Annotated in this window: 9 protein-coding genes; 5 read left to right on the top strand and 4 right to left on the bottom strand. The window is 69.9% G+C overall.

Annotation, left to right across the window (positions count from 1 at the left end):
• The first annotated feature begins 7 nt into the window (after positions 1-7).
• From ABZO33_RS21285 to ABZO33_RS21265, 5 genes are read left to right on the top strand one after another with little or no spacing between them, the layout of a single operon-like run.
• Positions 8-8,983, top strand: a complete 8,976-nt coding sequence (locus ABZO33_RS21285; RefSeq protein ID WP_414537656.1) for an amino acid adenylation domain-containing protein — start codon at positions 8-10, stop codon at positions 8,981-8,983.
• Positions 8,980-13,095 carry an amino acid adenylation domain-containing protein gene (locus ABZO33_RS21280; RefSeq protein ID WP_414537655.1) on the top strand — a complete coding sequence of 1,372 codons (4,116 nt, stop codon included), beginning with the start codon at positions 8,980-8,982 and terminating at the stop codon, positions 13,093-13,095. Before ABZO33_RS21285 ends, ABZO33_RS21280 begins: the two co-directional genes overlap by 4 nt.
• The gene (locus ABZO33_RS21275) at positions 13,092-22,118 is read left to right on the top strand and encodes an amino acid adenylation domain-containing protein (RefSeq protein WP_414537654.1); all 9,027 of its coding nucleotides are present in this window, start codon (positions 13,092-13,094) and stop codon (positions 22,116-22,118) included. The genes ABZO33_RS21280 and ABZO33_RS21275 overlap by 4 nt, the downstream gene beginning before the upstream one ends.
• On the top strand, positions 22,108-22,791 hold the full coding sequence (locus ABZO33_RS21270; RefSeq protein WP_414537653.1) for a hypothetical protein: 684 nt from the start codon (positions 22,108-22,110) through the stop codon (positions 22,789-22,791). The genes ABZO33_RS21275 and ABZO33_RS21270 overlap by 11 nt, the downstream gene beginning before the upstream one ends.
• Positions 22,773-23,642, top strand: coding sequence for a TauD/TfdA dioxygenase family protein (locus tag ABZO33_RS21265; RefSeq protein ID WP_414537652.1), 870 nt, complete (start codon positions 22,773-22,775; stop codon positions 23,640-23,642). The genes ABZO33_RS21270 and ABZO33_RS21265 overlap by 19 nt, the downstream gene beginning before the upstream one ends.
• Here the strand turns inward: ABZO33_RS21265 and ABZO33_RS21260 are convergent.
• The 4 genes from ABZO33_RS21260 to ABZO33_RS21245 all read right to left on the bottom strand — a co-directional run bounded on the left by ABZO33_RS21260 (position 23,639) and on the right by ABZO33_RS21245 (position 26,994).
• Positions 23,639-24,328, bottom strand: coding sequence for a hypothetical protein (locus ABZO33_RS21260; RefSeq protein WP_414537651.1), 690 nt, complete (start codon positions 24,326-24,328; stop codon positions 23,639-23,641). The genes ABZO33_RS21265 and ABZO33_RS21260 overlap by 4 nt on opposite strands.
• Entirely contained in the window at positions 24,297-25,331 is a 1,035-nt protein-coding gene (locus ABZO33_RS21255) for a GSCFA domain-containing protein (RefSeq protein WP_414537650.1), read from the bottom strand. Before ABZO33_RS21255 ends, ABZO33_RS21260 begins: the two co-directional genes overlap by 32 nt.
• 3 nt (positions 25,332-25,334) lie before the next feature.
• The gene (locus ABZO33_RS21250; RefSeq protein WP_414537649.1) at positions 25,335-25,853 is read right to left on the bottom strand and encodes a GNAT family N-acetyltransferase; all 519 of its coding nucleotides are present in this window, start codon (positions 25,851-25,853) and stop codon (positions 25,335-25,337) included.
• Positions 25,854-25,938: 85 nt separating this feature from the next.
• Entirely contained in the window at positions 25,939-26,994 is a 1,056-nt protein-coding gene (locus ABZO33_RS21245; protein ID WP_414537648.1) for a hypothetical protein, read from the bottom strand.
• Between the last annotated feature and the right edge of the window lie 5 nt (positions 26,995-26,999).

The following is a 26,999-nucleotide window of genomic DNA, read 5'->3' as shown; positions in this document are numbered from 1 at the left end:
CAGCCCGATGTTCGACACCCCCTCCACGCGCGGCATGGCCGGCGCGCAAGCCGCTTTTTTACCCGATAACTGGCACCACGGCGCACCGTTCGACAGCGATCAGTGCGTGCATGGCCTGTTCGAGGCGCAGGTGCGGCGGGCGCCGCAAGCCATCGCCGCGCGCCATGGCGAGGATGAGCTGAGCTATGCCGAGCTCAATGCCCGGGCCAACCGCCTGGCCCATCATCTGCGCGCCCAGGGTGTCGGCCCGGACGTGCGGGTCGGCCTGTGCCTCGAGCGATCGCTGGACATGCTGGTGGCCGTGCTCGCGGTGCTCAAGGCCGGGGGCGCCTATGTGCCGCTGGATCCCGCCTACCCGCGGGCGCGCCTGGCGCACATGCTGGCCGACAGCGCGCCGGCGGTGCTGCTTGGCCACGGCCGGGCACTGGCGCTGCTCGCGGGCCTGGAGCTGGCTGCGGTGGTGCTCGACCTGGACGAGGAGCACGCCTGGGCCGACCAGCCGGCCTTTGACCCCGACCCGCAGGCGGTCGGCCTCACGCCCCGTCACCTGGCTTATGTGATCTATACCTCCGGCTCCACCGGCACCCCCAAGGGGGTGATGGTCGAGCACCGTGGCCTGGTCGCGTTGAGCGCCGCCTGGGGCCGTTTCTATGCGCTGCAGGCGCCGTTGAATCACCTGCAGATGGCCGGTTTCTCGTTCGATGTGTTCAGCGCCGACCTGATCCGCGCGCTGGGCTTTGGCGGCACCCTGGTGCTGTGCCCGCGAGACACGCTGATGGACCCACCCGCGCTGTACCGCCTGCTGAGCGAGGCGCAGGTGGGCTTCGGCGACTTCGTGCCGGCGGTGCTCAACCCGCTGATGGACTGGGCCGAGGCAAACGGTCGCGACCTGTCGTTCCTGCGCACCGTGGTGTGCGGCTCGGACGTCTGGACCGCCCACAGCGCCCGCCAGCTGCGCCGCCTGTGCGGCGAGCGGGTGCGCATCGTGCAGGCCTACGGCGTGACCGAGGCCAGTATCGACAGTACCTGCCACGAAGTACCGGCGCTCGATATCGCCAACGCCGTGCTGCCTATCGGACGACCGCTGGCCAACTGCCGCGTCTACCTGTTCGACGCGCAGGGGCAGGCGAGCGAGGAGGGGGAGTTGTACCTCGGCGGCGTCGGTGTCGCGCGCGGCTATCTGAACCTGCCGCAGTTGAGCGCTGAACGCTTCATCGACAACCCCTATGTGGCAGGTGAGCGCCTGTACCGCACTGGCGACCTGGCGCGCCTGAACGCCGATGGCCAGCTCGAGTTCCTCGGCCGCGGCGACCAGCAGGCCAAGCTGCGCGGCCTGCGCCTGGAACTGGGCGAAATCGAGGCACGCCTGGCGCAAGTGCCCGGCGTACGCCAAAGCCTGGTGCTGCTGCGCCAGGACCCTCCGGGCGAGCCGCGCCTGGTGGCCTACTACGCCGCGCAGCCGGGCGCCGGCTTGACCCCGGCGGCCCTGCGCGAACAGCTGGGCGCGCATCTGCCGGACTACATGCTGCCGACCGCCTACGTGGCGCTGCCGGCCTTGCCCCTGACCGCCAATGGCAAGTTCGACCGCAGCGGCCTGCCCGCGCCGCAGGCCGGTGACTTCGAGCAAGCGTACTACCTGGCGCCGCAGGGCGCGCTGGAAACCACCCTGGCGGCCATCTGGGCCGAGGTGCTGGGCCTGGCGCAGGTCGGGCGCGATGACCACTTCTTCGCCCTCGGCGGCCACTCGCTGCTGGTCATGCGCGTCCTGGCCAGGATACGCCAGGACCTGGCCCGCGAAGTGGCGCCGGCGCTGCTGTTCGAAAACCCGCGGCTCAAGGACTTCGCCGAGCGGCTCCAGGCCAGCCGGGACGAGGCGCGCATGCCGATCGTCGCGATCGAACGATCCGGCGCGCAAACGTTGTCGTCTGCCCAGCAGCGCTTGTGGTTCCTGGCCCAGCTGGAGGGTGGCAACGCGGCCTACCACATGCCGCTGAACCTGCGCATCAAGGGCCCGTTGCAGGTGACGGCATTGGCCGCGAGCCTGGACCGCCTGGTGGCCCGCCACGAAGCGCTGCGCACCACCTTCACCAGCATCGAGGGCGAGGGTCGCCAGCTCATCGGCGCCGCGGACCAGGGCATGGCCTTCAGGCAGGTCGATCTGCATGACCTGCCTGATGCGCAGTCGCGCCTGGAGGCGTTGATCGAGGAGGAGGGCACCAGGCCTTTCGACCTGGCCCAAGGGCCACTGATGCGTGCCTGCCTGGTACGCCTGGCGGTGGATGAGCATGTGCTGCTGCTGACCCAGCATCACATCATCTCCGATGGCTGGTCGGTAGGCGTACTGACCCGTGACCTGGAGACGCTGTATACCGCCACCGTGCAAGGCCATGAGGCACTGTTGCCTGCGCTGGCGGTGCAGTACGTGGACTATGCCGCCTGGCACCGGCAGTGGCTCGCCGGCGAGCGCCTGGCCAGCCAACGCCGCTACTGGCGACAGGCGCTGGAAGGCGCGCCGGCGCTGTTGACGCTGCCGACCGACCACCCGCGCCCGGCCATGCAGGACTATCGCGGTGGTTATGTACCGCTGGTGCTGGACCGCGCCCTGACCGCACGCCTGAAGGCATTGTGCGCCGCCCAGGGCACCACGCTGTTCATGGCCCTGCTGGGGGCCTGGTCGCTGGTGCTGATGCGCCTGTCTGGCCAGGACGACGTGGTCATCGGCGTGCCCTCGGCCAACCGCCCGGACCCGGCGCTGGACGGGCTGATCGGCTTCTTCGTCAACACCCTGGCCTTGCGCGTCACCCGCAGCGGCGCCCCTTCGCTGACGCAATGGCTGCGCCAGGTCCGCCAGCTGACACTGCAGGCCCAGGCCCACCAGGACCTGCCCTTCGAACAGCTGGTGGAACTGCTCAACCCGTCGCGCAGCCTGGCCTACAGTCCGTTGTTCCAGGTGCTGTTCGCCTGGGAGCAGGACCAGGGCCAGACCCTGGCCTTGCCGGGCCTTGCAGTCAGCACCGTGCCGGCGCGCCAGCGGGTGGCCAAGTTCGACCTGCAACTGGCGCTGAGCGAGCGCGACGGGGAGGTCGTCGGCGGCCTGGAGTACGCCAGCGGGTTGTTCGAACCCGCTACCGTGGCGCGCTTCGGCGAATACCTGCGCCGCCTGTTGCAGGCCATGGTCGATGAACCCGCGCAGTCGATCGCCACGTTCGAACTGGTGGACGACGCTGAGCGCGGGCAGGTCCTGGAGGCCTTCAACCGCACGGCCCGCGACACCGCCAGCCAGCCGGGCTGCATGGCGCGCCTGGAGGCCATGGCCTGGCGCGAACCGGACGGCGTGGCGCTGGTCGCTGACGGGCAGTCCCTGAGCTACGCCGAATTGAACCGCGCGGCCAACCGCCTGGCCCACCACCTGATCGCCCAGGGTGTCGGCCCCGAGCAGCGGGTCGGCCTGTGCCTGGAACGCTCGGCGCAGATGGTCGTCGGCCTGCTGGCGATCCTCAAGGCGGGCGCGGCCTATGTGCCGTTCGACCCGGCCTATCCGGCCGAGCGCCTGGCCTTCATGCTCGCCGACGCCGCGCCGAGCCTGCTGTTGACCCAGGCCTCGCTGTGCCCGGGCCTGCCGCAGGCGGTCGAGCTGCTGTGCCTGGACCGCGACGCGGCCCGCTGGGCCGGCTGCCCGGCCAGCGATCCGCAGGTGGCGGTCAGCCCGGCGAACCTCGGTTATGTGCTCTACACCTCCGGCTCGACCGGCCGGCCCAAGGGCGTGGCCCATAGCCGCCGCGCCCTGGACAACCTGATCGGCTGGCAACTGGACGACGACCCGGCGCCGTGCCGGGTACTGCAGTTCGCCTCGCTGAACTTCGACGTGTCGTTCCAGGAGATCTGCAGCACCCTGTGCCAGGGCGGCACCTTGCTGCTGATGAGCGAAGCCGGGCGCAAGGACCTGGCCGCCCTGCGCCCGACCCTGGTGGCCCAGGAGGCGGGGCGCGCCTTCCTGCCGTTCGCCGTGCTGCAACAGCTGGCCGCGCTGACCGAGGCCGACGCGCCCGTGCCGGTTGCTGGCTGCGAGATCGTCACCGCCGGCGAGGCGCTACAGGTCAACGATGCGCTGCGCCGGTTGGTCCTCGGGCTGGGCGGCGCGCGCCTGCGCAACCAGTACGGGCCCACCGAGACCCATGTGGTCAGCCAGTTCAGCCTCGCCTGCGACGAGGCCGAGCACTGGCCGGAGGCGCCGCCGATCGGCAAGCCGATCGCCAATGCGCGGCTCTACGTGCTGGACGGCGACCTCAATCCGCTGCCAGTGGGGGTGTCCGGCGAGCTGTACATCGCCGGCGCCTGCCTGGCCCGCGGCTACCTCAACCGCAGCGCAGCGAGTGCCGAGCGCTTCCTGCCTGACCCGTTCAGCGCCGAGCCCGGCGCACGCATGTACCGCAGTGGCGACCTGGCGCGCTGGCAGGCCGACGGCAACCTCGAATACCTGGGCCGGGCCGACCAGCAGGTCAAGCTGCGCGGTTTCCGTATCGAACTGGGCGAGATCGACAGCCTGCTGCGCCAGCAACCGGGTGTGCGCGACGCCGCCGTGCTGTTGCGCGAGGACGTCGCCGGCGACCCACGCCTGGTGGCCTATGTGGTCGGCGAACAAGCGCCGCAGACCCTGCGCGCCGCGTTGCAGCGCCAGTTGCCCGAGCACATGCTGCCCAGCGCCTGGGTCAGCCTGGCGCAACTGCCGCTGACCCGCAACGGCAAGCTCGACCGCCAGGCATTGCCGGCGCCCGAGCGCGGCGGTGCGGCGCATTTCGAGGCGCCACGCGACGACACCGAGCGGCGCATGGCGCAGGTCTGGGCCGAGGTGCTCAAGTGCGAGCGGGTCGGCATCCACGACAATTTCTTCGACCTGGGCGGGCATTCGCTGTTGGCCACGCGCCTGGTCTACGCGATCAACCAGCGCCTGGGCACGCAGCTGTCGCTGAGCAGCCTGTTCCAGGCGCCCGTGCTGATGGACCTGGCCGCCCAGGCCAAAGCCACGGCGCACGGGCAGGCCGCGCCCGAGGGGCAGGCATTGCAGGCCGATCCTGCGAACCGCCACGCGCCATTCCCGCTCACCGATATCCAGCAGGCCTACTGGTTCGGCCGCGAAGCCAGCGTCAGCCTCGGCGGCGTCAGCGCCCACGGCTACGAGGAGCTGCGCATCCCGGCGTTCGATGTGCCGCGTTTCGAGGCCGCACTCAACCGCATGATCCAGCGCCACGACATGCTGCGGGTGGTGTTCCTCGGCGATGGCAGCCAGCAGGTGCTGGAGCAGGTCCCGCGCTACAGCATGGCCGTGCACGACCTGCGTGGCCTGGACGGCGAAGCGGCCAACCAGGCCTTGCTGGCCACCCGCGAGCGTCAGTCGCACCAGGTGCTCGATGCCAGTCGATGGCCGCTGTTCGACTTCAGCGTGTCGCTGCTCGAGCATGGCATCAGCCACCTGCATATCAGCCTCGACGCGTTGGTGGTCGATGCCGCCAGCACGCAGATCCTGGCCCGCGAGCTGATGGGGTTCTATCACCATCCCGAACGGGCGCTGCCCGAACCGGGCGTGACTTTCCGCGACTATGTGCTGGCCGAGCGCCGGCTGCGCGCCGACCAGCGCTACGCGCAGGCCCTGGACTACTGGCGCGGGCGCATCGAGCACCTGGCCCCGGCCCCGGACCTGCCACGGGTATGCCAGCCGGAAAGCATCGCCAACCCGCACTTCACCCGGCGCGATCGCGACATGCCCGCGCCGCAGTGGGCGCAGCTCAAGGCCATGGCCCGGCGCTTCGGCGTGACCCCGTCGGTGATGCTGCTGACCGCGTTCAGCGAGGTACTGGCGCTGTGGAGCCGGCAACCGCGCTTCACCCTCAGCCTGCCGCTGTTCAACCGCCTGCCGTTGCACCCGCAGGTGGACGCGATCATCGGTGATTTCACCTCGCTGGTGCTGCTGGAGGTGGCCATCGACGGCACCGCCAGCTTCACCGACAAGGCCCGCGCCGTGCAGGCACGCCTGTGGCAGGACATCGACCATTCGGTGGTCAGCGGCGTGCGTGTGCTGCGCGAATTGTCCCAGGCCCGTGGCGTGCAGCAGACGGCGATGCCGATCGTGTTCAACAGCACCCTGTCGGAAGCCGCGCCGGAGCTGGCCGAGTTCAACCTGGCCGACGCCCTGGGCGCGACGCTGGAACACAGCATCACCCAGACCCCGCACGTGTGGCTCGACCACACCCTGCTCGAGCTCGAAGGCCGCCTGCTGTTCAACTGGGACAGCATCGACGCACTGTTCCCCGAAGGCATGATCGGGCAGATGTTCGTCGCCTACAACGCGCTGCTTGATCGCCTGCTGGCCGCCGAGGCCTGGGCCGCGACCACGCCACAGCTGTTGCCCCAGGCCGGCTTGCCGCAAGCGCCGGCGGCGCCACGGGATCTGCCGCTGATGCATGCGCTGTTCGAGCGCCAGGCCCTGGCCACGCCAGAGGCCGTCGCGGTGCTGGGCGCCCGTGAGCTCAGCTACGGCCAGTTGCGCCAGGAGGCCCGGCAACTGGCCGCGCAGCTGCAAGCGCGCGGCGTGCAGCGCAATCGCCTGGTCGCGGTGGTGATGCAGCGCGGATGGGAGCAGGTGGTGGCGACGCTGGCGATCCTGTATGCCGGCGGCGCCTACCTGCCGCTTGATCCGAACCTGCCCAAGGCCCGCTTGCAGCACATCCTCGAACGCGCCGAGGCTACCGTGGCGCTGACTCAGCCTTGCCTGCTGGAGCAGGTGGCGTGGCCGGCGCAGATCACCGCGCTGACGGTCAGCGAGCAGGCGCACAGCCCGGCCGAAGCACTGCGCGAAGTGGACGTGCGCCCCGACGATCTCGCCTACGTGATCTACACCTCCGGCTCCACCGGTACGCCCAAGGGCGTGGTGATCGACCACCAGGGCGCGGCCAACACCTTGCTCGATATCAATCGGCGCTTCGCCGTGGGCCCGCAGGACCGCGTGCTGGCCATCTCGTCGCTGAGCTTCGACCTGTCGGTGTACGATTTCTTCGGCACCCTGGCGGCGGGCGCGGCGGTGGTGATGCTCGAACCGCAGTTGAGCCTCGACCCGGCGCACTGGGCCGCCCTGGTCGAGCGTCATCGGGTTAGCCTGTGGAATTCGGTGCCGGCGCTGCTGGGCATGCTGGTCGAGTACCTGGAGGGCGAGGGCAGGGCACTGCCGGCAAGCCTGCGCCTGGCCATGCTGTCCGGCGACTGGATCCCGCTGGCGTTGCCCGAACGCGCTTGGGCACTGCGCCCCGGGTTGCAGTTGATGAGCCTGGGCGGGGCCACCGAGGCGTCGATCTGGTCGATCGGCTACCCGATCACCCAGGTCGATCCGGCGTGGCGCAGCATTCCCTACGGCAAGGCCCTGGATCACCAGCGTTTCCACGTGCTGGACGAGGCCCTGCAGGTGCGCCCGACCTGGGCCACCGGCCATCTGTACATCGCTGGCATGGGCCTCGCCAAGGGCTACTGGCGCGACGAGGCGCTGAGCGCCAGGAGCTTCTTCGACCACCCGCTGACCGGTGAGCGCCTGTACCGCACCGGCGATCTCGGGCGCCTGCTGCCCGACGGCAACATCGAGTTCCTCGGCCGCGACGACAACCAGGTCAAGGTCCAGGGCTATCGCATCGAACTGGGCGAGATCGAAGCGGTGCTCAATCGCCACCCAGGCGTGCACAGCGCGGTGGTGCGCATCCTCGGCGAGGCCCAGGCGCAGAAACGCCTGGCCGGCTACGTGCTCAAGGCCGACCCGGCACTGCAGGCCGGCGATTTCGCCGGCTATCTGGCCGACAAGCTGCCGGCGTACATGCTGCCGTCATCGTTCACCTTCGTGGAGGCCTGGCCGCTGTCGGCCAACGGCAAGGTCGACAAGAGCCGCCTGCCCGAACCCGAGCAGGCGCCGGCCAGCGGCCCGCAGCTGCTGCTCGACGGCCCGCAGGAACAGCGCCTGGTGGCGATCGTCGAGCAGGTGCTGGGCCAGCCGGCCATCGCCGCCGATGCCAACCTGCTGAGCCTCGGCGCCACCTCCATCGACATCGTGCGCATCAGCAACGCGCTGTCCAGCGAGCTGGGTTTCCGCCCCCATGTGGCGCACCTGCTGGCGCAGCCGACCCTGCTCAACCTGCTGGCGCTGTACCGCCAGCGTCCCCAGCGTCAGGAAGCGCCGAGGGCACAGGCCGACGAGGTGCTGGACGATCCCCAGCAACGCGCACGTTTCAAGGCCGAGCAACGCGCACGGCGGCGTTTCGCCGACGATGCGCGGCAGGTGCCCCTGGGGGTGCCGGACGATCCGGCCTTTATCCAGCGTTATCGCGACTACCGCTCGGTGCGCCATTACCTGGAGCAGCCGATCAGCGCGCAGGCCTTTGCCGGGCTGCTGGCGATGCTGGCCCAGGGGCAGCTCGACGGCGAGGCGAAGTACCTGTTCCCCTCGGCCGGCGGCGCATATCCGCTGCAGACCTACCTGTACATCAAGCCCGGGCGGGTGCTCGGGGTACCCGGCGGCACCTACTACCACGACCCGGTCGCTCATCGCCTGATGGCCATGGGCGAGGGCGCACTGGATGCCGACACCTACGACTATTTCGTCAACCGGCCGGTCTACGAAGGCGCGGCGTTCGCGCTGTTCTTCGTTGCCGACCTGGCGGCGATCCGCCCGCTGTACGGTGACGGCAGCCGCGACTTCTGCCTGATCGAGGCCGGCGCCATGGCGCAATTGCTGACCATGGCCGCCGCCGACCTGGGGCTGGGCCTGTGCGGCGTCGGTTCGGTGGAGGCGCGCCAGTTGGCCGGGCTGTTCGAGCTGGGCGCCGACCATGCGCTGATCTATTCGATGGTGGGCGGCCTGCGCGCGGCCCATGCAACGCCAGCCACGCAGCCTGAGGTACTCGCCGTGACGGCGCAGGACGACAACGACATGGAGGAATTCGAAGTATGAACGCCCATCAACTGCTGGCGTTGTTCGATCGCCATGGCGTGGCCCTCGAAGTGGACGGCGACAAGCTGCGCTGCAAGGCACCCAAGGGGTTTCTCGATGACGCCCTGATGGCGGCGCTGAAGACCCACAAACAGGCGTTGATCGCCTTGCTCGCAGCGCCAGACGACAGCGCGCCGATCCCACGTCGCCCGGACGGGCAGGTCGATTGCCCGTTGTCCTTCTCGCAGCGGCAATTGTGGTTCCTCGACCAACTGGCGCCGGGCAACCCGTTCTACAACGTGCCCTCGGCGCTGCGGCTCAAGGGCCGCCTGGAGCTGGCCTTGCTGGAGCGCGCGCTGAACGTGCTGGTCGAACGCCATGCGATGTTGCGCACCACCTTCGCCAGCGTCGATGGCGAACCGCGCCAGGTGGTGCACGCGAGCCTGCCGCTGACCCTGGCCGTGCTGGACCTGGGCCCGTTGCCCGAAGCGCTGCGCCAGGAGCGCCTGGCCGCCGCCGTCGAAGCCGAGGCCCGCGCGCCGTTCGACCTGGCCCAGGGCCCGCTGCTGCGCTCGACGCTGCTGCGCCTGGGCGAGGATGATCATGTGTGGCTGTACAGCGTGCACCATATCGTCGCCGACGGCTGGTCGATGGGGGTGATCCTGCACGAGGTCGCCAACGTCTACGCCGAACTGCTGCGCGGCCAGCCGGCGCGCCTGGCGCCGCTGCCGATACAGTACGCCGACTACGCCTGCTGGCAGCGCCAACGCCTGGACGGTGCGGCGCTGCAGGGCCAGCTCGACTTCTGGCGGCGCACCCTGGCCGGCGCGCCGACCCTGCTGGAAATCCCCGGCGACCGCCCGCGCCCAGCCGTGCAGCGGTTCGTCGGCGCGACGTTCAGCTCGACACTGGGCGCCGACACCCTGGCCGAGCTCGACGCCTTGGCCCGGCACACCCAGGGCACGCGCTTCAATGTGCTGCTCGCAGCCCTCGACGTGCTGTTGTGGCGCTACAGCGGGCAGCGCGACCTGTGCGTGGGCACGCCGTTCGCCAACCGCGGCAGGGCCGAGCTCGAACCCCTGGTCGGGCACTTCGTCAACACCCTGGTGATCCGCCAGCAACTCGACCCGGCGCAGACTTTCGCCGAACTGCTGCGCGAAGTGCGCGGCAACATGCTGCAAATCCACGCGCACCACGACGTGCCGTTCGACCTTGTGGTCGAGGCGCTCAACCCACCCCGCGACCCCGGCCATTCACCGCTGTTCCAGGTGATGATGGTGGTGCAGAACACCCCGGGCGCAGCCGTCGCTTTGCCGGGCCTGGAACTCTCGCACCACGGCACCGGCAGCGCCACCGCCAAATTCGACCTGGCGTTCGAGTGGAGCGAGCGCGACGGTACCCTGCAGTTGCTGGTCGAGTACAACACCGACCTGTTCGACCGTTGCACCATCGAGCGCCTCAGTGGCCACTATCGCCATCTGCTTGCCCAGGTCGCCGCCGATCCCAAGCGGCCGTTGCGCGAGCTGTCGCTGCTGGAGGCGGCCGAGCGCGAGCAGGTGCTGCACGGCTGGAACCGGCCGGCCCCGCTGCCGATGCCGGTCGACTGCGTGCAGCGCCTGGTCGAGGCGCAGGTAGCACGTAACCCGCAAGCCTGCGCGGTGGTGTTCGAGGGCGAGGCGCTGAGCTATGCCGAACTCAATGCCCAGGCCAACCGCCTGGCGCGCCACCTGCGCACCCTGGGCGTCGGCCCGGATGTGCGCGTGGCGGTCTGCGTGGAGCGCTGCGCGGCGCTGCCGGTGGCGCTGCTGGCGGTGCTCAAGGCCGGTGGCGCCTATGTGCCGCTGGACCCGGACTACCCGGTCGGGCGCCTGGGCCACATGCTGGGCGACAGCACCCCGGCCGTACTGCTGACCCTGGGCGCGGCCCGCGCCACCCTCGGCCAGGCCATGCAGGCCTCGGGCTGGGAGGCGCCGGTACTCGACCTGCTGGCCGATGCGCCGTGCTGGGCGCACCTGGCTGCCGACAACCTCGCCACCCATGAGGTGGGCGTCACCCCCGAACACCTGGCCTACGTGATCTACACCTCGGGCACCACCGGCCTGCCCAAGGGCGTGATGGTCGCGCATCGCGGGCTGGGCAACCTGTTGCTGTGGTGCCTGGGCGTCTGCGGCGAAGCCGGGGCGATGCTGCACAAGATCCCGTTCGGTTTCGACGCCTCGGCCTGGGAAACCTTCTGGCCGCTGGCCACCGGCGGGCGCCTGGTGATCGCCCGGCCCGGCGGGCATCTGGAGCCCGGCTACCTGGCGCGGCTGGTGCGCGAGCAGGGCGTCACCGCGATGGTGTTCGTGCCGGCCATGCTGCAGCTGTTCCTGGAGGCGGAGGAGGCCGGCTTGTGCCACAGCCTGACCGATGTGTTCTGCGGCGGCGGCGAGCTGTCGCCGGCCCTGGCGCGGCTGTTGCGCGCACGCCTGCCCAAGGCGCGGCTGCACAACGTCTACGGGCCGACCGAGACCACGGTCATCAACAGCATCTGGACCCTGGCGCCGGGTGATGCGGTGCCGGCCCTGCGCTTGCCGATCGGCCGGCCCATCGCCAACAACCGCTTCCATGTGCTCGACGACTTCGATGCGCCGGTGCCCCCCGGTGTCACCGGCCACCTGCACATCGGTGGCGTGGGCGTCGCCCGTGGCTACCTCGGGTTGCCGGCGCTGACCGCCGAACGTTTCATCGACAGCCCGTTCGTGCCCGGTGATCGCCTTTACCGCAGCGGCGACCTGGCCCGCTACCGTGCCGACGGGCAACTGGAGTTCCTGGGGCGCGACGACTTCCAGGTCAAGCTGCGCGGCGTGCGCCTGGAGCTGGGCGAGGTCGAGGCGCGGTTGCAGTCCTTCCCCGGCATCAGCGCCAGTGTGGTGCTGATGCTGGGCGAGCAGGCCGAGCACCAGCGCCTGGTGGCTTGCTGCGTGGCGCCCGCCAGGCCGGACGAGCAGGCCGTGCGCGCGCACCTGGCCGACACCTTGCCCAGCGCCGTGCTGCCCAGTAGCTATCTGTGGCTCGACAGCATGCCGCTGACCGCCAATGGCAAGGTCGATCGCCAGGCGCTGGCCGAGCGCGCCGAGCACGACCTGGCCGCGCGCCAGGTCAACCTTGGCAGCCCCCGCGACCATATCGAACTGACCCTCTACCAGATCTGGAAAAGCCTGCTGCTGGCCCCGCAGATCGGTATCCGCGACAACTTCTTCGCTGTCGGCGGCACCTCCATCGCCGCGGTCAAGATGGCCTACCAGATCGGCCAGGCCTTCGAGGTCGAGGTCCCGGCGCGGGTGGTCCTCGGCCACCCGACCATCGAGGCCCAGGGCGGCTGGCTGAGAAACGGGGCCGCCACCCAAGGGGACAACGGCAACCTGATCACCTTCCGCCAGGGCGAGGGACGGCACAACGTGGTGTGTATCCACCCGGCCGGCGGCACCGCGTTCTGCTACCTGTCGCTGGCCAAGGCGCTACCCGAGGCGATTGGCGTGTACGGCGTGCAATCGCCGGGGCTCAACCCCGGCGAAGCCACCGAGCCCACGGTCGAGGCGATGGCCGCTGCCTACCTGCACCTGATCGAGCCCTTGGCGCGCGGCCCGCTGCTGCTCACCGGGCTGTCCTTCGGCGGCCTGGTGGCCTACGAAATGGCCCGGCGCCTACGCCTGGCCGGGCACGGCCAGGTCAGCGTGGTACTGCTCGACACCCAGGGCTCGGACGACCCGGCCTTCCGGGCGCAGATCGGTACCGTCGACATGGCCGAGTTCCGCGACAAGCTGGTGCGCTTCAACGGCATGTACCCCGGTATCGAGGACGCCCAGGTCGAGCGCTACTTCAACGTCTACAACCACAACCGCCTGGCCATGGCCGCCTACGCCTGCCCACCCCAGGCCGGGCGGGTGGTGCTGGTGCAGGCGCGGGAAGACATGGCCCGCGGGCAGTTGCGCGGGCTACGGGCGTTCTGGCGGCGCCGTGCCGGGGATGGCTACTTGGCCACGCTGGTGCAGGGCGGCCACTGGGACATGCTCGAAAGCGCCGAGATCCATCGGGTGTCACGCACCCTCCAGCGTGAACTGCAACGTATCGACGCCCAGGAGGGCAAATGATGAGCGTGCTCAAGGACACCGTGCTCGCGCGTTTTGCCGCTCAAGTACAACGAGACCCGCAGGCCCTGGCGGTGATCGATCAACAGACGCGGCTGAGCTATGCGCAGCTGGCCAGCGCCAGTGAACGCATCGCCCGGGGCTTGCGGGCGCGGGGCGTGTTGCCGGGCCAGGCGCTTGCGTTCTACCTGCCGCGTGGCTGGCAGGGGGTGGCGGCGCTGCTCGGCGCGCTCAAGGCCGGCGCCGTGGTGATGCCGCTGGACCGCGCCAGCCCCGACGAGCGCCGGGCCTTGATGCTGGCCGATGCCGACTGTGTCGGTGTGGTGAGCCTGGCGGATGCGCCCCAAGGGCTGCCGGGGCCGTGGGAGGCCAGTGTCGAGGCGTTGCTGGATTACCCCGAGCAACCGGCGCAGCCGTTGCCGCAGGCCTTCGCCGAGGTGATGTGCCTGTTCTACACCTCCGGCACCACCGGCATGCCCAAGGGCGTGGAGGTAGGGGAGCGCGGCCTGCTGCGCCTGGCGCAGGCCGGCAGCTATATCGAGATCCGCCCCGGCGACCGTTTTGCCTGCCTGTCCAACCCCGCCTTCGATGCCTGCAGCTTCGAGCTGTGGGCACCGTTGCTCAACGGCGGCTGCTGCGTGATGATCGCCGACCACGACCTGCTCGACGCCCGGTGCCTGGCCGAGGTGCTCGAAGCGCAGCGGGTCGACACCCTGTTCATCACCGTTTCGCTGTTCAATACCCTGAGCGCGGAGTACCCGGCCTGCTTCGCCAGCCTGCGCCAGGTGCTGACCGGCGGCGAGCAGGTCGGCGCCGTGGCGCTGCGCGCCTGGTACCAGGCCAATCCGCATAGCGCCTGCCGCCTGTTCAACGTGTACGGCCCCACCGAATGCACCACCTTCGCCCTGTGCCATGCAGTCCCACGGGAGTTTGCCGGCGACAGTGTGCCCATCGGCCTGCCGTTGCCGGACACCGGCATCCAGGTGCTCGACGCAGACCAGCAGCCGGTGGCGCCGGGCGCGGTCGGCGAGCTGTACCTCAGCGGCAGCGGCGTGGCCCGTGGCTACCGCAACCGCGCCGAGGAGACTGCGCGCGGATTCGTGCTGCTGCCCACGGCGGATGGCGACTTGCAGATGCACTACCGCACCGGCGACCTGGTGCGCATCAACGCGCAAGGGCTGGTCGAGTGCCTGGGGCGGGTAGACCGGCAGGTCAAGGTCCGCGGCTTCCGTATCGAGCCGGGCGAGGTGGAGCAGCGCCTGCGCGAACACCCGCAGGTGGCGCAGGCCTATGTCTGCAGCCGCCGGCAGGCCGCCGAGGACCACCAGTTGCTGGCCTTCCTCGTGCCACGCGGGGCATTGGACCACCGCGAGTTCGAGGCTTACCTGCGCGAGCATCTGGCGCCCTGGATGCGCCCGCAGCAACTGTTCCAGGTGCCGCGCCTGCCGCTGACCGCCAACGGCAAGATCGACCAGGCCGAGCTGCTGGCCCAGGCCACTCTGCCTTGGCGAGCGCCCGCCGAGGCGGGCATGCAATCGCCGCAACTGCACTGGCTGCTGGAGCAGGCCCGTGGCCTGCTTGGTCAGGCCGCCCTGGGCGCCGGGGACGACTGGCTCGGCAGTGGCGGCGATTCGCTCAAGGCCATGCGCCTGCGTTCGGCGATCCGCAGCCACTGGCACCAGGAAATCGCCATCGGGACATTGCTCGAGGAGCCGTTCGCCGCATTGGCCATGCGCCTGGAGCACGGGCAGGGCGGGCCCACGGCCTATCCGCCCGCGCCGGCCCCCCACGGCCGCCAAACCGGCTCGGCCAGCGGCGAACAGCGCCGCCTGTGGCTCGAACAGCAACGCCTGCCCGAATCGACCGCCTACAACGTGCCCATGGTGCTGCACCTGGCGCCGGGTGCGAACCCCGAGGCCCTGGCCGAAGCGCTGCGCCGCCTGGTGGCGCGCCATCCGGCGCTGCGCACCGCGTTCGTGGCAGGCGCCGACGGCCCGCAGCAGGTGATCACTGACGCGGCGGCAGTCTGTCGGCTGCTGGCACCCGGCCAATTGTCCGAGGACTCCTGGCCAGCTTTCGCCAACCTGGTGTTCGACACCCCCTTCGATCTGGCCAGCCCGAGCTTGCTGCGCGCCTGGGTGGCGCCGCATGCCGACGGCAGCTGCCGCTTGCTGCTGAATCTGCACCACAGCATCACCGACGGCTGGTCGATGAACCTGCTGTTCGATGATCTGGCCAGCCTGTACCAGGACACCCTGCTGGGGCGCGACAGCCAGGCACCGGCGCCGGCCCTGGACACCCTGGACTTTGCCCTGTGGCAGCGGCAATGGAGCGTCAGCCCGGCCTACCGTGAACAGCGCCGTGCCTTGGTGGCGTTGCACGCGCGCCATGGCGAGGCGACCTCGCCGCGCCCGGCCAGGCGCCCCGACGATGCCCGCGGGCGCCTGTATCGCCAGCCACTGGGTGAACGGCGCAGCGCCGCCCTCGAACGCTTTTGCGCCGAGCAGCGCCTGACCCGCTTCGACGTCCTGTTCAGCGTCTTCGCCTGGAGCCTGCACGCGGTGGTCGGTTGCGAGCGCCCGCGGATCGCCAGCCCGGTGGCCAACCGGCCACTGGCCGAGTTCGAGGACTGCGTGGGGATGTTCGCCAACACCGTGCTGATCCCCACCGACCTGCGTGCCACGCAACCCCTCGGCGAGCAATTGCGCCGACAGACCGCCACCGTGCGTGACGTGCTGGCCTTGCAGGACGTGGCCCTGGCCGATCTGGTCGAGGACCTGCGGCTGTCCTCGGGCCATGGCCTGTTCGATTACCTGTTCGTGCTGGAAAACACCGACTACGCCAAGCTCGCCGCCGCCCCGTTGCGGGCCAGCCTGGAGCCGTACGCGACGCCGCAGGCCAAGTGCCCGCTGAGCTTGCTGGTGGTGGGCGGAGACGGGCCACTGGAATGCTGGTGGGAATACCAGTGCAGCCATTTCGAGGCCGAGGAGGTGGCCGCGCTGGACAGGTTGCTGCACCAGGGCCTGGACCTGTTGCTGGCAGACCCCCGGGCGACCCTCGACAGCCTGGTGGCGCCTTGTCGGCAACGCTTGCCAGCGGCCAGCAAAGGCGCCGATGTCTGCCTGCCATTCGTCACGCTGGCCGACTGGTTCGAGCATCAGGTGCAGGCAACCCCCAAGGCCATGGCGTTGGTGGCCGGAGCGCGACAGCTGGACTACGTCGAGCTGGATGCGCTGGCCGACACCCTGGCGGCGACCCTGGCCAGCCGCTACGCAGGCGAAGGCCCGTTGACCATGGTGCTGCTGCTGGCGCCGTCGGTGGAGCATGTGGTCGCCTTGCTGGCCCTGGCCAAGCTCAACATCACCGCCGTACCGCTGGACCCGAGCTATCCGCTGACGGTACAGCGCCAGGTGCTGGCCCAGGCGCAAGCGTGTTGCGTGCTGTTCAGCACGGCCACGCAGGCGGCGTTGCAACCGCTGGATGTCGACGCCAGCCGCTGCCAGCGGGTCAACCTCGACGCCGCGCCGGCAAGCCTGACGCGGCCCCGGCACCGCGGCGAGCGCCCGCTGTACACGCTGTTCACTTCAGGCTCGACCGGTACGCCCAAGGGCGTGCAGGTGACCGACCGTACCCTGTGCAACCTGTTGCACTGGCAGCGCAATGGCGGGCAGTTGCCGGCCCGTTCGGTGACCTTGCAGTTCTCCATGCTGTCGTTCGACGTGGCGTTCCAGGAGCTGTTCGGCACCTTTTGCGGCGGCGGTTGCTACCACCTGATCGAACCGCACTGGCGCCAGGACGCCGAGGCGCTGCTGGGGTATCTGCAACAGGCGCGCATCGAACGGCTGTTCCTGCCCTGCGTGGCCTTGCAGCACCTGGCGCAGACCGCCGTGGCCCAGGGCATCTATCCCGCGTCCCTGCGCGAGGTGGTGACGGCCGGCGAACAGTTGCTGTGCAGCGAGGCGCTGCGCACCTGGTTCGACGGTATGCCCAAGGCCAGCCTGTTCAACCACTACGGCCCCACCGAAACCCATGTGGTCAGCGCCTACCGGCTGCCGCCGGACGTGCGCGGCTGGCCGCTGCGCGCGCCCATCGGCCAGGCGGTCGACAATGCGCGGCTGTTGCTGGTCGACGCCCTCGACCGCCCGGTGCCCATCGGCAGCCAGGGCTACCTGCTGGTGGCCGGGGCGATGGTTGCCCGCTGCTATCTGGGCGATGCCGCGCTCAACGCCGAGCGTTTCGTCGAACTGCCCCAGGCCGAGGGTGGCCGCTGCCTGTACTACCGTACCGGCGACCTGGCCTGGGCCGACGCCGAGGGCTGCCTGCACTACGTGGGCCGTGACGACCAGCAGGTCAAGCTCAGCGGCCATCGCCTGGAGCTGGGCCAGGTCGAGGCGGCGTTGATGGCGGTGAGCGGCGTGGCCAACGCCGTGGTGACGGTACAGGGCGAGCCTGCGCGCCTGGTCGCCTGGCTGCAGCTTGGTGGCACGCCGCCGACGGTGCAGGCCCTCGACCAGCAGGTGGCACGACAGCTGCCGGCCCATGTGCGCATCGACCAGTACCGACGGATCGACGCCTGGCCGCGCACCCCCAGCGGCAAGATCGAGCGCAAGGCGCTGGTCGGGCAGGGCGAGCCCCTGGAGCGCCGCCGCGTGGTGGCGGGCACGTCGAGCCCACTGGAGCTTGAGCTGGCGACGCTGTTCCGCGAGGTGATCGGCCACGACATTGAGCCGCAGCAGACGTTCTTCGAGGCCGGCGCCACCAGCCTGGGATTGATGCGCCTGCAGGCACGCTACAGCCAGGCCCTGACCCCTGCACCGAGCATGGCCGAGCTGTTCGAGCACATGACGATCCGCCGCCTGGCCGCGCATCTGGCGCGTGACGAAGCCACCCTGGCGCCGCGTGCGCGTGCCACCGATGCTCGCGAACAGCCGATGGCGATCATCGGCATGGCGGTCAACGTCGCCGGTGCCCGCGACCTCGGCGAGTTCTGGACGATGGTCCAGGACAATGCGCTGGGTATCGAGCACTTCGCCGCTGCCGACGGCCTGGTCGGTGCCCGCAGCCAATTGCACGGCATGCTCGACTTCGACCCCGAGTACTTCGGCATCAGCCGCCAGGAGGCGCGGTTGATGGACCCGCAGCAACGCCACCTGCTGCTGGCCTGCGTCCAGGCCCTGCAGCACGCCGGCATCGTGCCGTCAACGGATGGCCCGCGTATCGGCCTGGTGGCCAGTTGCGGTGAGACCACCTACTTCCAGCAGATGCTGCGCGAGCAGGGCGCCGACGAGTTGCCGGACGGCTTCCAGCTGGCCCTGCACCACGACAAGGACTTCCTCGCCACCAAGGCCGCCTATCACCTTGACCTTACGGGCCCGGCGCTGAGCGTACAGGCCGCCTGCGGCAGCTCGCTGATCGGCGTGCACTTGGCCTGCAACCTGCTGCGCCAGGGCGACAGCGACCTGATGCTGGCGGCCGGGGTGCTGATCGACCCGACCCTGGCCGACGGTTACCGCTATCGTTCGCAGCACATCTTCTCCCGCGACGGGCTGTGCAGGCCGTTCAGCGAAGACGCCAGCGGCACCCTCGGCGCCAGCGGCTACGGGGTGGTGGTGCTCAAGCCGCTGGCCCGCGCCCGCGCCGATGGCGACCGTATCTACGCGCTGGTGGAAGGCTCGGCGCTGAACAACGATGGCCGCGCCAAGATGAGCTACACCGCGCCGTCGGTGGCCGGGCAGGGCGCGGTAATCGCCCGGGCCCTGGACAAGGCCGGGGTGAGCGGCAGCGCCATCGGCTATGTCGAGGCCCATGGCACCGGCACCTTGCTCGGCGACCCGGTCGAGGTCGCCGCGCTGACCCAGGCATTCGGCGAGGCGCCAGCGGGCAGTTGCGCGCTGGCCTCGGTGAAGAGCCAGATCGGCCACCTGGGCGCGGCGGCAGGGGTGGTCGGGCTGATCCGCGCCACGCTGGCGGTGTACCACGGGGTGATCCCGCCCAACCTGGGTTACTCCGCCATCAACCCGCAGATCGACCTGGCGCGCTCGCCGTTCCGTATCCCGACCACGGCGCAACCCTGGCCACAGGGGCAGCGGCGCATGGCCGGGGTGAGCAGCTTCGGCATCGGCGGCACCAACGCCCATGTGATCGTCGGCGCGGTGCAGGCCGAGCCGCAGGTGCAGGAAGAGGGAATGCCACTGTTGCTGTTGTCGGCCCACAGCCGCACGGCGCTGGAGCGCGATATCAGCGTTGTCGGCGACTGGCTGCGGGCCAACCCCGGTGACCTGCAGGTGCTGCTGCGGCACTTGCAGGCCGGCCGTCGCCAGGGGCGCTGGCGTTTCGGGATGGTCTACCAGGCAGGCGATGCCCTGTCGCTGGCGGCGGTGCGCGAGGTCAATCCCTCGTCGGCCCGGCTGCTGGCCAGCGAGCATTCGCCCCAGGCCGTGCTGGCAGCCTGGTATGAGGGTGCGCAGATCCAGTGGCCGAGCCGTTCGGCGGCGCCGCCCTGGAACCTGCCGCCGTCCGCCTTCGACCTGGAAACCTACCGTTTCCAGGGGCACACGACGCCTGAGCGCAAGCCGCTGGCCGATTGGTTCCACCAGCGCCAATGGCAGCGCGTGCGGCGCCTGGGCACGGCGGCCGTGCACAAGGGCCAGCGCACGCTCGTGGTGTGCGCGCATGACGCCGCCGACGAAGGTGTGCTCGCGACATTGGGCCAAGCCTGCCAGCGGGTCGTGCACGTGCGGGCGGGCAAGGGTTTCCGTCAGCTTGCCGCAGACCGTTTCGAACTTGACGTGCTTGACGCCGAGGCACTGGGCCGCCTGTTCGACGCACTGCCAGGGGCGTTGGACTGGCTGCACGCCTTGCCCTTGTCGGTGAGCGGCGCGGTCGACGAGCGCAGCCTCGCGGCGGCGCAATGGGCCTGCCTGGATACGCCCGGCAGCCTGCTGCGGGCCTGGGGCCAGGCGCCGTGTGACGCCAGCCTGCGCCTGTGGCTGCTGTCGTGGCAGGCGTGCCCGGTGCAGGGCGCGGTGGCGCGGCCGGAGCTGGCGGCCCTGGCGGGGGTGAGCGAAGTGGCGCCCCAGGAATACCCGCTGCGCTGCCACTGGCTGGACTGCCCGAGCGCGGCGCTGGGCGAGCACGCCAGCGCCCTGGCCACCTTGCTGGGCGAGCCCGAGGCGTTGCCCCGGCGCCTGGCCCTGCGCGACGGCTACCTGTGGCAGCCGCGGCTGGTGCCCAGCCCGCTGCCGCCGGCCACGGCGCCAAGCCTTGCCCACACCGGCACGTTCCTGATCCTCGGTGCTGGCGGCATCGGCCGTACCCTGTGCCAACACCTGCTGCGCGCCGAGGGGCGGCGCGTGGTGCTGCTGTCGCGTTCGCCGACGGTGGACATGGATCACCCGCGGGTCGACTGGGTGCAGGCCGACCTTGCCGACCTGACGCGTTGGCCCCAGGTACTCGAGGACCTGGCCCGCCGCTATGGGCGCTTCGAGGGGGTGATCCACGCCGCGGGCGTTGGTGCCGGCAGCCTGATCCGGCACCGCGACGCCGGGGAGATGGCCGCCGCCATGGCCGCCAAGACCCGTGGCCTGCTCGCCGTGGAGGCGTTGATCGCACCGATGAAACCGGGCTTCGTGCTGTACTGCTCGTCCATGTCGGCACTGTTCGGCGGCGTGGGGCACCTGGACTACGCCGCGGCCAGCGGCGTGCTCGACGGTTTTGCCCATTACCGCGCAACGCCCGACGAGGGCTGCGTGCGCCTGGGGATCAACTGGGATATCTGGCGCGACACCGGCATGGCCACCCGCACCAACGGCAGCGATGCCGCGCACCAGCAGCACCTCAAGGTCGGGCTGTCGGCGGCGGAAGGCTGCGAGGTGTTCGAGCGGGCCATGGCCGCGCAACTGCCCCAGCTGCTGGTCTCGACCACGTCACTGGAAAACGCCCGGCGCTTCTATCCTGTGCGTCATGGCGTGGCGGCGGCGCAACCCCAAGCCGTGGTGCAGGCGAGCGGGAGCGAGCTGGCAGCGCGTCTGCGCGGTTGTCTGTGCCAGTGGCTGGGCGTGGACGCGCTGGCGGACGATGCGTCGCTGTACGACCTGGGCGCTGACTCGCTGACCTTGCTCGACCTGATCGATGAATTGCAGGGCGCCACCGGCCAGGTCGTGCAGTTGTCGCAGTTCAGCCCGCAGGTCAGCCTGGGCGAGGTGCTGGCCCTGGTTGCCGACGAGCCGGGGCAGGCCAAGGGCGACGCCGACCCATGGCGCCAGGCGCTGCGCATCGACCCCTGGCAGCAGGGCGACGGCCGCCAATGGCTGTACCTGATCCACCCGGTCGGCGGCGACGTCCAGGCCTACCGCGAGCTGGCCACGGCGCTGCATCCGGACCTTTGCGTGCGGGTGATCGCCGACCCGGTGCTGCGCCAGCCGGCGCTGCCCAACCTCTCGCTGCAGGCCCGTGCGCAGCTGTACCTGGACGCGATTCAGGCTGAACTGCCCGCCGGTGCGCGCTGGAGCCTGCTGGGCTGGTCCTTCGGCGCCTGGGTGGCCCAGACCCTGTGCGCCCTGGCCCTTGAATCCGGGCGCGAGGCGCCGACGCTGTACCTGGTCGATCCCCCCGCGCCGGATGCCGGCACCGAGTTGCAACAGATCGACGAGGCGCAGATCCAGCAGGTGTTCGAACGCGAGTTCGCCCTGCGCAATGGCGAGGCGGACGGTGCGCGCTATCTGGAGCGCCTGGTGACCTGCTGTCGCAACAACCTGGCGAGCATGCTCGGGCACGTGCCGCCAATGCTGGCGGACACGCCCGGGCGGCTGTTCATCGCCACCCGGCCCAACCCCTACGGCATCGGCAGCGGCTGGCAGGCGCAGGACCTGCGCCAGGCCTGGCAGGCATTGCTGCCGGGCCTGAGCGACTGGGCGGCACTGGATACCGACCACTACGGCATCGTCGCCGGCCCCTGGGCCCGGCAGATCGCCGAGGCGATCAATGCCGACCTGCAAGCGCAGGGGGAGGGTGTCCATGCTGGCTGAACAGGCCACGCCACCTGTGTGGCTCAGCCCCTTGCTGCGGGTATTGCAGACCGGGCCATTGCCGCTGCCGCTGGAGCGGCAGGCGTACTGGCGCCTGCTGCATCGGTGGCAGGCCGAGGTAGTGCTGCCGCTGCTCGCCGAGGCGCTGCCCGGGCACGCCCAGGCGCTGCTCACGCTGCAACGCCTGCACCAACGCGCCGGCCTGGGGTTGCGCGGGCGCGTCGGTGAGTGGCGCGCCGCGCTCAGGCCGGTACTGTTGCCCGCGTTTCGCCGGGCCTACGACGTCGAAGCGGCCTACGCCCAGGCCTACGAGAGTGCCCTGGACTACGGCCAGGCGCCAAGCAACCAGGCGATGATCGCCGGCCAGTTCGGTGATGCCGGGGCTTTCGCCCGGCATTACGCGCAATTGAGCACCGAGGCCAATGCCCAGGCTTTCGCCACGGCCAATGCGGCGGCCAGCAGCGAGGTCGCCGCCCGCGCCTATGCCAACGTTGACGAACAGGCGTGCGCCAGTGTCGTCGGCGCCTTGGCGCGGGTCTGCAGCTGGGCCTGCGCGACCTCGACCGAGCAGCGCATGGCGCCGGCCACGCACCTGGCGACGGGGCTGCTGAGCCTGGCGCGCCAACTCAATCAACACACATCAGGGAGCGAAGCATGGATCAACAGGGATTGAACGCCATCGAACGGATTGCCGGCGCCCAGCGCGCGCCGTACCGCAGCATCAGTGTGGAGCGGCTGACGCCGGTCATCGGTGCCGAGATCGGCGGGGTCGATTTGTCGCGTGATTTGTCGCCGGAACAGTTGCTGGAGATTCGCCGGGCGTTCCTGGAGAACCACGTGCTGGTGTTCCGCGACCAGCAACTGAGCGTCGAGCAGCACAAGGCTTTCGGGCGCCTGTTCGGCCAGCTGCGCGCCTTGCCCGTGGAGGACATCGACGGTGACGACGCCGAACTGGTGGTGATCCGTGCCAACGCCCAGTCGCGTTTCGTCGCCGGCGAGACCTGGCACACCGACGGCACCGCCGACTTGGAGCCGTCCATGGGCTCGATGCTGTATGTGAAGGAAACCCCGGCCATCGGCACCGGCGGCGACACCCTGTTCGCCAACATGCACCTGGCGCTGGAGATGCTGTCGCCGGCCATGCAGGCATTTCTCGGCACCTTGACCGCCATCCATGACGGCGAGATCCCGTGGAAGGGCTATACGCCGCCGCCCGGCCTGCCCAAGACCGAGCACCCGGTGGTGGTGCGCCATCCCGAGACCGGGCGGCCTTCGCTGTTCGTCAACTCGGGTTTCACCTCGCATATCGTGCAGTTGTCCGCCGGCGAGAGCCAGGTGCTGCTGAACATGCTGTTCGACCAGGTGGCCCGGGAACCGGTGCTCAGTTGCCGGGTGCGCTGGGCGCCCGGCACCCTGGTGTTCTGGGACAACCGCTGCACCCAGCATCATGCGGTGTGGGACTACTTCCCGCATTCGCGGTATGGCGAGCGGGTGACGATTCTCGGCGGGCGGCCGCAGGCCTAGGCCATCTGCCGCAACAACTGGTCGAGCACCAGCTCGCCAAAGGCCAGGTTGCCATGCAGCGGGTCGTCGACTTCACAGAACTCGACCCGCTGCAGCCCCCGGTCGTCATTGGCGGCTTCCCGCACATCGACCAGTTCCACGCCCAGCCCGCGCAGGCGCTCGACCAGCCGGGCCTGCGCCGTCAGAAACACCCGCGCGTCGGACATCGGTGGCACCCGTTGCGGCGGCAGCACGGCGTAGACCTTCACGTCCAGGGCCAGCGCCTGCTCGTAGAACGCCAGAGCAGGGCGTGACAAGGTGTCGATGATCGTGGCGAACAGCGGGCCTTCGAGAAAGCCGGGGTCGAACTCGCCGTCCGCGCCCTGGTAGCACAGCCAGTTCTGCGTGGTAGCCAGGTAGTGCAGGCTCAGGCCGATGCTGCAGACCAGGGGGCCGGGGATCCGCGCGAGGCTGGGAGCATCGAGCTGGGCGAGGGCCTGGCGGTACAGTTGCTCGAGCTCGGGGTCGCGCATTGCCACGTCGTCCGCTGTAAGGCTAAAGAAGTCGACGCCGAAATCGCGCCCGGCACCCAACGGCCCACCACCGAAGGCCAACCCCCGCGCCTTGGCGGCCAGTCCGACCACCGCGACATGGGAATCGCCCAGCAGCAGGAAACTAGGCGTAGTAGTCGAGCCTGGCGTCTTCACAGACAAGGTCCTCACAGGTTACGGACGGGGTGGCGACGATTGCCGCGGGCGCGGCCTCGGCAGCGAGGCCGGCAAAGAACTGGCGCATGACGAAGGCCACGCCCTCGGGCGTCACCTCGCGCTGGTTGGGCTGGTAGAAGGCGCCCTTGAACGGCGTGCCGGTGATGATCTCGTAGGAAGGGAAGTAGTCCACCTCGGGCAGATCCTGGCACAGCTGGCCGGCCACGGCGCGCAGCACCGACTTGGAATAGGTGGTGGCGCTGAGCACGTGTTCGCCGGTGGCGCTGGCGGTCAGCGGCACCGGCGAGACGGTGAGCAACAACTTCAGGTCCGGGTTCACCGCACGCATCAGCGCGATGGCGTCGGTCATGGCCTGGCAGGTGTCGGTGAAGCCGAAGTTGCGGAACTGGTGAACCTGCGGGTCGAACTCGCCGCGCACGGTGCCGGGGCACAGCGGATACACCACGCCGGTGTCGCGGTGGACCCAAGCCTCGGTCAGGCCGAGGGTGAAGACGAACACCTTGGCGCGGCGCACCGCCAGGCGGATCGCTGCCAGGGTTGCCTGGCGCGAGGCGAACAACGCCTGCTCGCTGGCGAAGCCGGTAGGCTCGACGGTGGGGCGGAAAGGGTCGAAATAGCGTCCGTCATGCGCCCAGGTCTCACGAGACTGGGGCTGATCATCCAGCGCCCATTGCAGCCACTGGCGCAGCATGGCCGGGGTATAGAGGTTGCCCGTGCGGAACGAGAACACCCCGTACTGTCGCGCCTTTCGCTCGTCCTCGGGCAAGTCGGCCGGAGCCGGCTCGGCATCGAGCCAGTTCATTTCCCGGGCCACCAGGGCACGGCCGATGTGCTGGGCAAAACAGGAGCCGGCGGTGACGATGGCATCCTTGGCGTCGATGTCGAAGGCGGGCGACCACAAATCGCCGACCTGTTCGGCAGGCCGCTCGGCAATCGCCGTGCGCCAGAAAGCGTGGGGCGGCAGGCATTGATAGGGGTTCATGGGTTATCCGCGCAGGTCGAGGGTGTAGATGAGGTCGTCATGCAACGTGCCGCGCAGCAGGTAGGCGTGGGGCACGCGGCGGGCGAGGGTGAAACCGCACTTTTCCAGGAGCCGGCAGGAGGCGTCGTTGCCGTCGGTGACAGTGGCTTCCAGCGAACCCAGGCCTTTATCGGCGGCGAATGCCAGGATGGCCCGCAGCGACTCGCTGCCCAGGCCCTTGCCGTGCCAGTGCGGCAGCAGCAGGTAGCCGAGCTCGGCGTGGCCGGGGCGCAGCACGCGCAGGCCGGTGACGCCAACGTCGCAGCCACTGGCCTTGTCGACCATCACCAGGCACAGCCAGTGCTCCGCCTCGGGCGACCACTGCGCCAGGCGATGCTCGAAACCACGGCGCACTTCGCTTTCCGGCAGTTCGTCGAACACATGGCGCATGGTCTCAGGCTCGCGGTGGAGCCTGAGGAACAGCGGCCAGTCAGCTTCGGTCAGGGTGCGCAGGTAGAGGCGGTCGGTGTGCAGCTCCAGCATCCGGTGCTCCTTGCGGGATTGGGGAGGGCAGGGAGTTTTGTACGCCGGACGCCGGGAATGTTCAAGGTTTTGACTGTATGCCGTCTCAAAGCCCTACCCAACGCACGCTGCCAGCCAACGGCACCACCTCGCCCGCTGGCGTGGGCAGTGCCCGCCCCAGCAGCCCCATGCCTTCGCTGACCAACACCCCATCGCGCACCAGGCACAGGTTGGACGGGGTATCCAGGCCTCGGGCAAGCACCGTCACCTGCTCTGTCTGCAGGTTGCAGTGCAGGAGCCTTCCCGAGAACCGGGTGAAGCCGCCATGTCGCGCTTCGCCTTGCCAGTCGGCCGTCAAAGGTTGCTGCACGCTGTCGCAGAGCTCCAGCACCAGCAGGTTGCCGTTGTGATCCAGGGCCAGGCCGGTGGGCAGTTGCAACCCCTGTACAACCACCTCGATGCGTCCATCGTCTGGCCAGACCCTTATGACCCGTCCGGCCCTGTCGGCGAAGTCGATGCCCTTGCGCACCGGGTCACCGTGCAGCTCGCCGGAGAACAGACTGATCAGCACCGCGTCCGTGTCGGGTTCGTACACCAGCGTGACGGGCACGGCTTCCTGGCCTTGGGGCAATTCGGGCAACGCGACGAGCACGCGCTCCTGCTGGCCATCGGCGAACTCCACCAACTGGTTGCTATCGGGCTTGACCGCCAGCCAACTGCGCCGGGTCGGGTGAAAGCACAGTGCGTTGAGGTTGCCGCGGCTGTGGAACACCGGCTCGGGCGGGTCGAACTGCAGGTCGAGCAACCTCGAGCCGCCGACATAGTCGGTCTGGCTGGCCAGGCAGCGTCCGTCAGCGCAGGCGATATCCGACAACCCCATGATTTCGTCGCGCAACATGCGCGCCTGCATGTTCATGGCGCGAAAGCCCTGTGCCAGGGTTTCCCGGGGCAGGTAGGCGCCGGGTGAGGCTGGATCCGCTCGCAGGCGGCTGATCCGGCCGCTGAAGGGCTGCTCGGGCAGGCCGGAGCCGGCCTCGGCCAGCAACAGGCTGCCATCGGCCTGCAGGCAGATGCCGCGTGGGTTGAGCAAGCCCTCGGCGACGAGGGTACTGGGGCGCAGCGTTTCGCGTGGCTGTGTGGGTACATGAACAGGTGCAGGCATCGGCT

Origin of the sequence: Pseudomonas sp. CAM1A (assembly GCF_047501685.1) — a bacterium.
Lineage (GTDB): Bacteria > Pseudomonadota > Gammaproteobacteria > Pseudomonadales > Pseudomonadaceae > Aquipseudomonas.
This window is presented reverse-complemented; position numbering and strand designations above follow the sequence as displayed.